10 protein-coding genes are annotated in these 12,308 nt (G+C 68.3%); 4 read left to right on the top strand and 6 right to left on the bottom strand.

Going from position 1 to position 12,308, the window contains the following annotated elements; translation table 11 throughout:
* Nucleotides 1-183 precede the first annotated feature (183 nt).
* Together BMW54_RS14705 and BMW54_RS14700 are read left to right on the top strand one after the other, a co-directional pair.
* Nucleotides 184-1,362 (top strand): hypothetical protein, encoded by a 1,179-nt coding sequence (locus BMW54_RS14705; RefSeq protein ID WP_090057408.1) that lies wholly within the window; start codon nucleotides 184-186, stop codon nucleotides 1,360-1,362.
* Nucleotides 1,359-2,279, top strand: coding sequence for a hypothetical protein (locus tag BMW54_RS14700; protein ID WP_139206118.1), 921 nt, complete (start codon nucleotides 1,359-1,361; stop codon nucleotides 2,277-2,279). The genes BMW54_RS14705 and BMW54_RS14700 overlap by 4 nt, the downstream gene beginning before the upstream one ends.
* A gap of 20 nt (nucleotides 2,280-2,299) precedes the next feature.
* On the opposite strand, the gene dbpA is transcribed toward BMW54_RS14700, so the two are convergent.
* Genes dbpA through BMW54_RS14680 form a run of 4 tightly spaced genes read right to left on the bottom strand, consistent with a single transcriptional unit; the run spans nucleotide 2,300 to nucleotide 6,156 of the window.
* Nucleotides 2,300-3,676, bottom strand: coding sequence for an ATP-dependent RNA helicase DbpA (gene dbpA, locus BMW54_RS14695; RefSeq protein WP_090057403.1), 1,377 nt, complete (start codon nucleotides 3,674-3,676; stop codon nucleotides 2,300-2,302).
* A 47-nt stretch (nucleotides 3,677-3,723) separates the two neighbouring features.
* Nucleotides 3,724-4,443, bottom strand: a complete 720-nt coding sequence (locus BMW54_RS14690) for a pseudouridine synthase (RefSeq protein WP_090057401.1) — start codon at nucleotides 4,441-4,443, stop codon at nucleotides 3,724-3,726.
* Between the two features lie 10 nt (nucleotides 4,444-4,453).
* The gene (locus BMW54_RS14685; protein WP_090057399.1) at nucleotides 4,454-5,227 is read right to left on the bottom strand and encodes an ABC transporter permease; all 774 of its coding nucleotides are present in this window, start codon (nucleotides 5,225-5,227) and stop codon (nucleotides 4,454-4,456) included.
* Nucleotides 5,224-6,156 (bottom strand): ABC transporter ATP-binding protein, encoded by a 933-nt coding sequence (locus tag BMW54_RS14680; RefSeq protein WP_090057396.1) that lies wholly within the window; start codon nucleotides 6,154-6,156, stop codon nucleotides 5,224-5,226. The genes BMW54_RS14685 and BMW54_RS14680 overlap by 4 nt, the downstream gene beginning before the upstream one ends.
* Before the next feature lie 82 nt (nucleotides 6,157-6,238).
* Here BMW54_RS14680 and BMW54_RS14675 point away from each other — a divergent pair, with 82 nt between their 5' ends.
* Together BMW54_RS14675 and BMW54_RS14670 are read left to right on the top strand one after the other, a co-directional pair.
* Nucleotides 6,239-6,985, top strand: a complete 747-nt coding sequence (locus BMW54_RS14675; RefSeq protein ID WP_090057394.1) for an FAD-binding oxidoreductase — start codon at nucleotides 6,239-6,241, stop codon at nucleotides 6,983-6,985.
* Between the two features lie 31 nt (nucleotides 6,986-7,016).
* Nucleotides 7,017-8,297, top strand: a complete 1,281-nt coding sequence (locus BMW54_RS14670; protein WP_090057391.1) for a flavohemoglobin expression-modulating QEGLA motif protein — start codon at nucleotides 7,017-7,019, stop codon at nucleotides 8,295-8,297.
* Between the two features lie 8 nt (nucleotides 8,298-8,305).
* Here BMW54_RS14670 and BMW54_RS14665 read toward each other — a convergent pair whose 3' ends face one another.
* Nucleotides 8,306-10,315, bottom strand: coding sequence for a reprolysin-like metallopeptidase (locus BMW54_RS14665; protein ID WP_090057388.1), 2,010 nt, complete (start codon nucleotides 10,313-10,315; stop codon nucleotides 8,306-8,308).
* Nucleotides 10,316-10,414: 99 nt separating this feature from the next.
* Nucleotides 10,415-12,262, bottom strand: coding sequence for a reprolysin-like metallopeptidase (locus BMW54_RS14660; protein ID WP_090057386.1), 1,848 nt, complete (start codon nucleotides 12,260-12,262; stop codon nucleotides 10,415-10,417).
* Nucleotides 12,263-12,308: the final 46 nt, after the last annotated feature.

The raw sequence follows: 12,308 nt of genomic DNA, 5'->3' as shown, positions 1-12,308 counted from the left end.
CTCGCGACCGACGACGACGCTACGCTTCGCGGGCTACCGAGCCAAGAATGGCCGGGCCGCGATCCACGCGGTCTGACAAGGACGATCATGATCTCAGGATTAAGGGTTATGGCCAGCGCGCCCCGACGAGGGAGGCCTCGCGTTTCGCCGCGCATCCGGTACGCACTTGCCGTCGCGCTCGTAGTGCCGGGCACGACCGTCGCCGCCGCGACGCTCGATCAGGGGTTCGGATACTCGACCGAGCCTGTGCCGTCCGAAGTGTTCTGGCGAAAGGACGCGGTGCTCGCCCTCCTGCGGGAATACGCGGCGGCGGGGCAGGCGCATGCCTACATCAACGAGTCGACCGATGCCTCCTACTCGCGATGGGTGTTCGGCGGCGACGAGACGCCTTATGCCGAACTCAGGGAGAACGTCTCGCTCTCACCGGTCGACGAACCGACGCGGGAGGCCATGTACCTCGTCGCGGAAGGCCGCGAAGCCATGACGCAGCGGCAGTTGCATGACTGGAAAGTCCGCGACCTCGGTTACACCAAGGCCACCGCGATGCGTGAAGCGCCTGTGCCGGACGACCTGCGCGACGGTGCGTGGGGCGTTCCCCACATCCTGAAGGCGGGTGTCGATGCGGATATCTACAAAGCGTGCATGCGCGGCATACTCGATATCGGCCGGCCGGCGATGCAGGCCAATTACGCGATGGCCCTGCAGGTGCTGCGAGAGAGGCTGCTCGGCACGCCGCGGGACGCCTGGTACGAGCGAGGTCTGCGCAGCGACGTCATCGGACGCTTCCTCGATCCCGCGCGTCATGGCCAGCCGCACCGGTCCGACATGCACTATCTGATCCAGCTGCTCGACGGCGAGCTCTCGACCTGGCGCGCGACGAGCGGCACCAATCGATACGGGTTCCCGGCGCTGCCTGCCAACCTGCGACTGGCGCGAATCGCGGCCGCGTATCGGGAGGGCATGCCGGGCGGCACCGACGCCTGCCTGCCGAACGGCAGGCACGATCTCGCGAAGGCCGGCATGGGCGGCGCGGATCCTCGCCCGCTGTGCCTCGCCGACGCGACCGACCGCGCGATCCACCGGTGGTACGGGCAGGCGATCATCGATGAAGTGCTGGCTGTCGGCGACATCTCCGGCGAGAGCCTGTCGACCCCGCTTCAGAACCTTGCCTCACCCCTGCAATCCAGCAGCCTGGGGCACCTCGGCATTCCACTCGACGGCCAGCTGGACCGCATCGTCAGTCTGGACATGGCGGAGGCGAAGGCAGCCAACCGGTTGGTATCGGTCGGCCAGATGTCCATGCGACAAGGCGACATGGTGCTGCGTCACGTCTCGATGAAACAGTGCGGGAGGACGCCATGATGCCGTCCACCATTCCCTCCTGGCGTCGGAGGTCCCTTTTCCGGGGCCGCATGCTGGGCGCGGCGATGCTCGCCACGCTCGTTGTCGGGGGTCTGCCGCGCCACGCGGAAGCAGGCGGGGACGGCAGGGTCACCATGCTGGCGGTCGCGAACGACGACGAATACTTCATGCAGACATGGCTCGCGGTGCCCATGCGCCGCTATGCCTTCGGCATGCGGCGATGGTTGCAGGAAGCCTTCGCCGGCCACGGTGGACGCGCCGCCGACGCGGCCGAATTGCTGCGCTTCCAGCAGCAGATCCGCCGCGCCACCTTCTCGCATTTCCAGTACACCTATACCGTGGAGGGTGTGGAACACGCGCGCATCTATCTGGGTGTATCGGGCCGCCCCTTTTCCGAGCTCATCAATACGGCCTATCGCGGCGCGCGACACCTCGAGGTGCCGCCGATGCCGACGAGGAACTATTTCAACGAGGACAACGTCGTCAGCTTCGGTTCCGTCGGTGCGCCCACCTGGTCGGACGTGACGCCGCAACCGGTCACGCCCGGCACGCCGAACCGCGCCAACGACGCCGAGATCAAGGTCTTGCAGGCGATCATGCGCGACATATCCAGCGGTTTGATCCCGGCGGGCGGACGCCTCCTCGGGTTCGTCAGCCAGCAGCCATGCCCCTCCTGCCATGCCGCCTTCCAGCAGTTCTCGGTGGAAGCCCGGGCGGACGTGCACATCAACTACGTCGAAGGCAGTCCGCATTCGCCGCAAACGATGACGCCGGCACTCGCGGTCATCCGCAACCTGCGGAACGTCCTCGCGGACGAACTGACCACGCACTTCGCTCCGCCGGTCAACGTCGTGCGGATGAGTTCCGAGGTCGAGTCCACCGACGAAGCCTCCACGTCGATGTGCACGAACCGCTAGCTTCCGCCGCGGACGTCCACTCAGCCCAGGGGCCGCACGCGAAAGCTGCGGCCCTTGATCTTTCCGGCGCGCAGGCGCTCGAGGGCCTTGTTCGCGAGGTCCCGCCGGATCGCGACATAGGCGCGCGTGGCGTAGACGTCGATCTTGCCGATGTCCTTGCCGTCGAGACCGGCATCGCCGGTGAGCGCGCCGAGGATGTCGCCAGGCCGCATCTTGTCCTTGCGTCCGCCATCGATGACGAGGGTCTTCATCGGCGCGAGGTTCAGCACCTTGCGTGCCTCGTTCGCCGGTCTCGCCGGATGTCGCGGCAGCGGCGCGCCGATCCGTTCCTCGATCGCCCGCAGCTTGTTCAGTTCGCGCGAGCCGGCGAGCACGATCGCCAACCCGCTCGCACCCGCGCGGCCCGTGCGGCCGACGCGGTGCGTGTGCGTGTCCGGATCGTGCGCCACGTCGAAGCTCACGACGAGCGGCAGTCCGGCGATGTCGAGGCCTCGCGCGGCGACGTCGGTCGCCACGAGCACCCCGCAACTGTGGTTCGCGAACCGCACGAGCACCTCGTCGCGATCGCGCTGGTCGAGGTCGCCATGCAGGGCCAGCGCGGAGAAACCGCGGCGGTCCAGTTCCGCCGCGACGGCTTCGGTGTCCTTGCGCATGTTGCAGAAGACCAGCGCGGCCTCCGGCTTCTCCTGGGTGAGGATACGGGAAAGCACGTCGACCTTCACCGGCGGTTCGACCTCGACCACGCGCTGTTCGATCGTGGTGGCGTCGTGGCCTTCCTCGACGGTCACCTCCAGCGGATCCTTCTGCACCCGCCCGCTCACCGCGCGAATCGCATCCGGATAGGTCGCGGAAAACAGGAGCGTCTGGTGGTGCTTCGCGATGCGGCCGACGATGTCGTCGATCGCTTCCTCGAAGCCCATGTCGAGCATCCGGTCGGCTTCGTCGAGCACCAGCACCTTGATGCCGCCGCCGTGCAGGCTGCCGCGCTTGAGGTGCCCCTGCACGCGGCCGGGCGTGCCGACCACGATGTGGGGATCGTGTTCCAGCGACGCCAGCTGCGGACCGAGCGGCATGCCGCCGCAGAGGGTGAGGAGCTTCACGTTGGGGATGTTGACCGCGAGCCGGCGTATGGCCTTGCTGACCTGGTCGGCGAGCTCGCGTGTCGGACAGAGCACGAGCGCCTGCAGGCGGATCTGCGAAACGTCGATGCGCTGGAGCAGGCCGAGGCCGAACGCCGCCGTCTTGCCGCTGCCCGTACGGGCCTGCGCGATGACGTCGCGGCCTTGCAGGATGGCCGGCAGGCTTTCACGCTGGATGGCCGTCATGCCGCCGTAGCCGAGGGACTCGACGGTGGAGAGAAGGGCCGGATCGAGCCCGAGGGTCTGGAAATCGTTCATCCGCCCATGATCGCATGCCGCGAAAGACGGCGTGCGATCATGCCCGGCTACCAGCGCGTCCGGTCGGGCAACAGGCCCTTCAGCTCGGCCTCGGTGAGGTTGCGCCACTGGCCCACCTTCAGATGACCCAGCTTCACGTTGATGATCCGCACGCGGCGCAGTTGCGTGACGCGGTAGCCGAACGCGGCGGCCATCAGGCGGATCTGCCGGTTCAGGCCCTGCGTGAGCACGATGGAGAAACCGAATTTGGCGATGCGCCGCACCTTGCACGGCTTCGTCATCTGCCCGTGGATACGCACGCCGCGCGCCATGCCGGTGAGGAACTCGTCCGTCACCGCCTTGTTCACCGCGACGAGGTATTCCTTCTCGTGGTTGTTCTCGGCCCGGAGGATCTCGTTGACGATGTCCCCGTTGCTGGTCAGCAGGATCAGGCCCTCGGAGTCCTTGTCCAGGCGGCCGATCGGAAAGATGCGCTGGGCATGGTCGACGAAATCCACGATGTTGCCGCTGACCGTGGTGTCGGTGGTGCAGGTGATGCCCACGGGCTTGTTCAGCGCGATGTACACGCCTCGGCTCTTCGCCGGGCTGGCGACGAGCGTGCGCGCCACGACGACCTCGCCGTCGACCTTGACGACATCGCCATCCAGCGCCTTGGCGCCCATGCCGACGACCTCGTCGTTGATCGTGACGCGCCCGGCGACGAGGAGCTCGTCGGCCTCGCGGCGGGAGCAGAGGCCGGCTTCGCTGATGTACTTGTTGACGCGCATCGCGGTTCCGTTACGAGCGGAGGCCGACGCCGCGCTTGAGCAGACGCAGGGCGACCGCGGAGAGTCCGACGACGAAGACGAGCATCACGACGAACGCGGTGGCGATGGGCACGTCGCTGACGCCGAGCACGCCGAAACGGAACGCGTTGACCATGTACAGGATGGGATTCACCAGCGAGATGCTGCGCCACGGCTCGCCGAGGAGGTCCACCGAATAGAAGACGCCGCCGAGGTACGTCAGCGGGGTGAGCACGAAGGTCGGCACCAGCGCGATGTCGTCGAACTTCTTCGCGAACACGGCGTTGACGAAGCCGGCGAGCGAGAACACCGTGGCGCCGAGCACCACCGAAAGGAACGTGGTGACCGGGTGCGCGACGTGCAGGTCGGTGAAGAACAGGGCGATCACCAGCACCAGCGCGCCGACGATCACGCCGCGCGTCACCGCGCCCGTGACGTAGCCGAGGAGGATCACCCAGTTCGGCATCGGCGACACCAGCATTTCCTCCACGAAACGGCCGAACTTGGCGCCGAAGAAGGAGCTGGAGATGTTGCCGTAGCTGTTCGTGATGATGCTCATCATGACGAGGCCCGGCACGATGTACTGCATGTACGTGAAGCCGTGCATCGTGCCGATGCGGCTGCCGATCAGCTTGCCGAAGATGACGAAGTAGAGCGTCATCGTGATCGCCGGCGGAATCAGCGTCTGCGTCCAGATGCGCAGGATGCGCACGATCTCGCGGCGAACGATGGTGCCCAGCGCGACGAGGTTGGTGGAGGCGCTCATGCCGCGTTCTCCCGGCCGTGCTCGACCAGGCGCACGAAGAGTTCCTCCAGGCGGTTGGCCTTGTTGCGCATCGACGTCACGGTGACGCCGTGCGCCGACAGGGCCGCGAAGAGCGAGTTGAGGTCGTGCGAACGGGACATTTCGGCTTCGATCGTATGGTCGTCCAGCGCGCGGAGCACGACGCCGGGCAGGCTGGGCATGTCGGCGGGCACGCCGGAGACGTCGAGCACGAACGTCTCGACGTCGAGGGTGGCGAGCAGGCTCTTCATCGACGTGTTCTGGACGATGCGGCCCTGGTCGATGATCGCGATGTTGCGGCAGAGCTGCTCCGCTTCCTCGAGGTAGTGCGTGGTGAGGATCACCGTGGTCCCGGCCTCGTTGATGCCGCTGACGAACTGCCACATGGAACGGCGGATCTCGATGTCGACGCCCGCCGTGGGCTCGTCGAGGATCAGCAGCTTCGGCTCGTTCATCATGGCGCGCGCGATCATCAGGCGGCGCTTCATGCCGCCCGAGAGCATGCGCGCCTGGTGGTGCGCCTTGTCCCACAGGCGCAGCTCCTTCAGGTACTTCTCGGCGCGCTCCGACGCCTCGGCCCGGCCGATGCCATAGAAGCCGGCCTGGTTCACGCAGATGTCGAAAGGCTTCTCGAACTGGTTGAAGTTGATCTCCTGGGGTACCAGGCCGATCAGCCGCATGGCCTCGCTGCGGTTCCGGTGGATCGACACGCCGAACACCTCGGCGTCGCCCGACGAGGCGTTCACGAGGGACGAGAGGATGCCGATCAGGGTCGACTTTCCGGCGCCGTTGGGGCCCAGCAGGGCGAAGAAATCGCCGGGCTGGACGGTCAGGGAGATGCCCTTGAGGGCCTCGACCCCGTTGCCGTAGGTCTTGCGTAAATCGTTGACGTGCAAAGCGGGAGTGGTCATGGGCTGCGCCGGGATGACAAGCCGCCTATTATACCGGGCTTTGCCGGGCCGCCCCGTTCCCCGGCGTCAATAGAGACTTTCCATGGCCGAACAATTCCAGCTCCGCCTCGCCGACAGCTTCATGCTGGCGCCGACGGTGCGGCACCTGTCCTTCGAGCGGGTGGACGGCCAGCCGCTGGCCTTCGTGCCCGGCCAGTTCCTCCAGGTCCACTTCCATTACGACGACGGCAAGGCCACCAAGCGGAGCTATTCCGTGGGCACGGTGGGCGACGGCAAGGGCCCGGTGGACCGCATCGAGATCGCCGTGAGCTACGTCGAGGGCGGCGCCGCGACGAAGCTGCTCGGGGAGCTGGAGCACGGAGGCACGATCGACGCGAGCGGCCCCTACGGCCGCTTCTGTCTCATGGACGGCGACACGAACCGGCGCTACATCCTGATCGCCACCGGCACGGGCGTGACGCCCTACCGCGCCATGCTGCCGCAGATCGAGGCGCTGATCGCCAGCCGCGGCTGCCGTTTCGTGCTGCTCTACGGCGCGCGCAACGAGGGCGAACTGCTTTATGGCGAGGAATTCGAGGCGTTCGCGCGCGAGCACGAGGGATTCGATTTCCACCCCTGCCTCTCGCGGGGTGCGCGTCCGAATCCGCGCCCGCACGACCGGCTGGGCTACGTGCAGGACATGCTGGCCGAGCTCGAGCCTAGCGCCGAGGGCGATATCGCCTACCTGTGCGGAAACCCGAACATGGTGGATGCCGCGTTTTCGGCACTGAAGGAGCACGGGCTCGCCGTGCAGCACATCCGTCGCGAGAAGTACATCTCGTCGCGGTGATCCCGGGGCCATCGGCCTATACTTCCCGACCATGCACGCCCAGGCCGCCCCGTTCCACCTCTCGCCCGAGATGCAGCGTTACGCGGCGCTCGACCAGCGCCTGCTCGCGGCGGTCCGCACCATCCGCATCCTGCCCACGATCTCGTGGCCCGCGTCGGTCGAAGAGCGGCTGATCGCCGAATTCGGGGCCGGCCGGCTCTCGCTTCCCGACATCCGTTACAGGCCCCCCGACCTCGGCGACACGCGCGCCGAGCTCGAGGCGATCGAGGCCGAGGCCGACGAAGATCACCCGATCGCCGAATACCTCCGGCGAACGGCGGAATCCTGGCGCGTCGCGACCGGGATGCTGGACGCGGCGGGCACCGACGGCGTGACGCAGGCCTCGGTGGCGCTCTACGGGAAGCCTGGCGACGCCATTCCCGGCAGCAATCGCAGCAATCTGGACGCGGCGCGTTACTTCGTCGACCTGGCGGACGAACTCGGCGCCGATCTCGAAACGGAGGACGCGACCGGCACGATCCCGGCCGAGGAACTGCGTCGCGACATGACCGAGCGGCTGGACGCGTTCTTCGCGCCCGGCACGATCGCCGTCGAGGTCGATCCCGAGCTCACCGCGAAGGCCGCGGCCGGCGCGACGCGCATCCGCCTGCGCGGCGGCGTGCGCTTCACGGAGTACGACCGTCACCAGCTGCTGGCGCACGAAGCGTTCGTGCATTCGCTCACGGCGCTCAACGGCAGGGAACAGCCGGTGCTCGCATCGCTGGCACGCACGTCGCCGCGCGTCACGGCGACACAGGAAGGCCTGGCGGTGTTCGCCGAACTGATGTCGGGCGCCATCGACATCTCGCGCCTGAAACGCATCAGCCTGCGCATCCTCGCGATCGACATGGCGCTCAACGGCGCCGATTTCGTGGAGGTGTTCCGTTACTTCCGCGAATGCGGCCAGAACGTCCCCGACAGCTTCCACTCCGCGCAGCGCGTGTTCCGTGGCGTGCCGCTGACCGGCGGCTCGGCCTTCGCCAAGGACAACGTCTACCTGAGCGGCCTGCTCGCCGTGCACACGTTCTTCCGCTGGGCGCTCCGCCAGCGTCGGCTCGATCTCCTGCGCAACCTGTTCGCCGGCAAGCTCGCGTTGCACGATGTGCTGAGCCTCGAATCGCACTTCGTCGCCGGCGACATCGCCGAACCGCGGTACCTGCCGCCATGGATGCAACACGTGCATGGACTGGCCGGCAAGCTCGCGTTTTCCCTGTTCGTCAATCACATCCACATGGCGGGCGTGGAGGCCGAGGAAATTTCCCTCGGCCTCTGACCGTTCGCTCAGCGGATCTCGATCTCCGGCGACAGCGCGAAGAAGCGACCGTCGGCGCATTCGACACGCAGGCGTGCGTTCCGGGTCGGCGTCATCTCCGCGGGGAGGGTGACGGTGGCGCGGCCCTTGTTGGCCACGGCGACCGCGAGTGGCGTGGCGAGGAACGTCTTGCCACCATCGACCGAGAGATCGATGTCGACCTTGGGGCAACCGATGGGAGCGACGGCGGTGCCGGCCACATTCCAGCGCACCTGTCGGGCCTTGCCGCGCCTCAGCACGGTGCCCGCGGCCGGAGCCTCGATCGCGAACGCCTCGCCCGTGTCGACCACGCGTACCGTGCGGTCGGCGCTCACGACGTGCGACCGGTGGTCGCGGTTGTCGCGTGCCGTAAGGCGGAAATGCAGGTTGCGGTCGTACTGCGGCAGGGCGTCGCCGAGGCCCGCCGGCTCGTTGCCGAGCAGAACGTCCATGGCAGGGAAGGTCTGCTCGCCGCGGGCCTGCGGCGGTCGCGAGCGGAACAGGGCACCGCGCCTCAGGTCCACCAGATCCTCATCCGCGGGCTGCAACGGGCCCCGGTCCATCTGCTCGAAGGTATAGGTGATGTTCGCGCGCGGATCGGCGAACGATGCCACCGCCTGCAGGCGGAGAGGAGTCTGTGCGGGCACCAGGACCGGCTTGTTCCACCCCGTGGTATCGATGACGGGCACCGGCGCCGTATTGGGTCGCGTGGCGGCGCACTCGCCACCGATGCCGTCGAGCCACGTCCCGATCTGCTCGATGCTGGCGGCGTGGAAGTAGGGGTCGCTATGGGCCTGCAGGTTGTTCCGGGGACAGATGCCCGCGTATCCCATGATCGTGGAACCGCTGCCCGGCTCCACGTTGGAGTCGGTGTCTTCGTGATCACCGGTGCAGCCATTGAACGTGTGGTGCGCGCCGAACTGATGGCCGAGTTCGTGCGCGACGAAGTCGACGTGGAAGGCGTCGCCGAACGGATGCGCGCTGCCCGTCATGCCGGCCGCCTTCGCCTGGTGCAGGCGTGCCTCGTCACCCGACCACGGCATGCAGGTGTTCCCGATCTGGCCGGCCACGCCGGCGTCCCGCCGGCCATCGAGCAGGTGGCCCACGTCGAACGCGTCTTCGCCGAGCTTTTCCCGGGTGACGAGGACGTTCATGTTGGCGGCGTCGAAGTCGGACAGGCCGGCGCCCGGCGCTGCGAGCTCGAACGGGTCGAGTGCCTTGTTCGGGAACACGAGACGGTCGTTGTTCTCCGCGAGGACGAAGTGCACGCCGAGATCGTTCTCGAAGATCGCGTTGACGCGGTTGACCGTGCGAACGATGCCGGCGAGCCCGTCCTCGATCGTGCCGCCCATCTTCGCGGTGTAGCTTGATGTGGCGGTCATGGCCAGGCGGAACGTGCGCAGCACGGGTGTACCCTCCGGAGCGGCGCCACGGCGGAACGGTGCGGCGCCTGGGGCGATCGTGGCCGCGCTGCCGATGCCCGCGTTTTCGGTCCAGGTCGACATGGGCGCATCGGCGCGACGGAAGACGATGTGGCGATCGGCGCCCTTCGCGCGGCTACCGCCCGCGGATTCGGGGCGAAGCATCCAGTCGCCGGCTTCGTCGCGGACGATGGCGTGCACGCCGTCGCGTGCGATGTCGAGGCGGACCTGGCGGCCCGCCGCGTCCTTGCCCTTGAGGCTTCGCAGGTTCGGGTATTTCGCCGCGAGGGAGGCCGGAAGGACGTTCGCGTCCTCCAGCTCGAAAACGGTCTGCCCGCCATCGGGCAGCGGCAGTTCGAGGCGCGCGGGAGCCGCGCCGCGAGCGGAGCGCGTCGCCGCCAGCCCGGCCCGGTCGAGGATCACGCTGCGGTAGCGCGACGGCATGTCGGTATCCGCGGCCCGGGCCGCGGTCGTCGAAACCGTCGGGCCGTCACGCCACAGCGAGGCGGCGGTGGCGCTCATGGAGGCGGTGCCGAGGCATGCCGCGATGGCGAAGGAGAGCGTTGTTTTCAGGCGCATGGAGTGGACCTTCCTGGTGAGAACCGGCGGGAGCCGGAAAGGCGCCCATGAGGCCAGACGGGGTGGCGGTCGTGCTGTCGGCGTCACCCGCAGTCAATGTCAGCGCGCCGCGCGCTTCACGACGGAAAAGTCCGACGTGGTCACTGCGAAGAACGGACGTCTGTCGCACCGGACCCGCACGCGCGCACGATCGCTGGCGATGTGGTCCGGCAACACCGGCGCCGCGTCGCCGTCGTTCGGTTCGTCCACGGCGATCGTGGTCCAGTCGTCACCGCCATCGAGCGACAGGTCGACGTCGACGAAGTGGCAGGCGATCGGGTCGGCATCGGTGCCGGCGACGTTCCAGCGCAGCGGCATCGGTTCGCCAGCCGTCGCCGTCGCGGGAACGTCGACGGCGAAAGCCTGGCCGGTATCGACGACGTGCACGCGCGCGTTCGCCTGGGCGAGCGTCGACGACTCGCCCGCGTTGTCGCGGACGGTCAGCGTGAAATCCAGCGTGCGCGTCGCCGTGGGCAGGCGCTCGCCCGTTCCGCCGTCCTGACCGCGCAACGCGTCCGCCATGCGCGGAAACGTGCGCCGGCCGGACGTGGTCGGCGGCCACGAGCGGAACAGGATGCCGTCGGTGTCCGTACCTGCGCCGCCATACGCGCCCACCTGTTCCCACGCGTACGTCAACCGGCGGCCGCCCTCGCCGGGTGTGGCGAGCGCCTCGAGTACGAAGGGCGTGCGCGCGGGCACGACGATCCATTCGTCGAGCTGGCGTGGGTCGATCCACGGCGCGGTCGCGCCGTTCAGCCGTTTCGTCGCACAGCGGCCGCCGCGCGACGAAAGCCAGTCGTGCATCTGGCCGATGCTCACGGCATGGAAGTAGCGATCCGCGCGCGCCTGCAGCGTCGCGGCGGGCGCGCAGGTCGCCGACGCGTATCCCATCGCCGTGCTACCGCTGCCAGGTTCGACCGCGTGATCGCCTAGCGCGTCGCGCTGGCACCCCGCGGCCGTCGGCCACGCGCCGAGCTGGCGCCCGAGGACGTGGATGAAGAAGTCGAGGCCCTGCGGCGACATCGCCGGCTCTTTCGTTCCGCTCCATGCGGCCGCCTTGTGAGTCGCCATGAAGTCGGCGTCGCGGGCGTCGCTGCACGAGGTGCCGACCTCGCTTTGTCCGCCCGACATGTCCAGCAGCGCATGACCGATGTCGTAGTTCGCCCCACCGACGATGCCGTCGATCCATTCGACCGCCGTGGGGACGGGATCGCCACGCAGGAACGGATCCTGGCGTGTACGCGTCGGGATCAACCGGTCGCTGTCTTCCACGAGCGTGAAGTGGACGCCCATGTCCGTCTCGAACACCTCGTTCGCCCGGTTGACGAGGTGGACCACCTCGCCGAGCGTCTGCGCGACGGTACCTCCGGCTTTCGTCGCGTACCCGCTGTCCGTGGCGACCGCGAGGCGGAAGTCGTAGCGCACGCCGCCTTGGGCACGGGCGTTGGCTCCGGACGCGTGTGCCTTGCGCGAACCCGCCTCGCCGGCGCCGGGGACTGGCGGCAACACCTTCGCGTCGGCCGTGTTCGCCGACGCCGGCGCCGTCCATCCGCCCCCCTTCGTGGCACGCGCCACCCATTCGTTCGCGCCGTCGCGGACCGCGAGCCGGAGATCGTCGTTCGCCAGATCGAGCCGGGCCGTGCGGCCGAGCGGATCCACGCCCCGGAAACTCCGCAGTCCCGGGAAGCGTCGCGCGAGGCCGGGCGGCACGGTGCGCGAATCGCGCAGTTCGAAGGTGGACGAGGCGCCGTCGCCGACAGGCAGCTCGACCGGCACGCCCGAATCGGGTGCGCCGATGGCCAGCGCGAGCAGGGCGTCGCGCAGGGCGTCGGGCGAGGCGTCGGCCGCCACGGCGGCGGGTGACGCGATGACGACGAAGAGGGCGAGGAGAAGGGCGAAACGGCGCATGACGGCTCGTGCTTGCGAGAGGAGCCGGCGAGCGTACGCAGCCGCA

The sequence above is a fragment of the Luteibacter sp. 329MFSha genome (genome assembly GCF_900111665.1).
GTDB lineage: Bacteria > Pseudomonadota > Gammaproteobacteria > Xanthomonadales > Rhodanobacteraceae > Luteibacter.
This window is presented reverse-complemented; position numbering and strand designations above follow the sequence as displayed.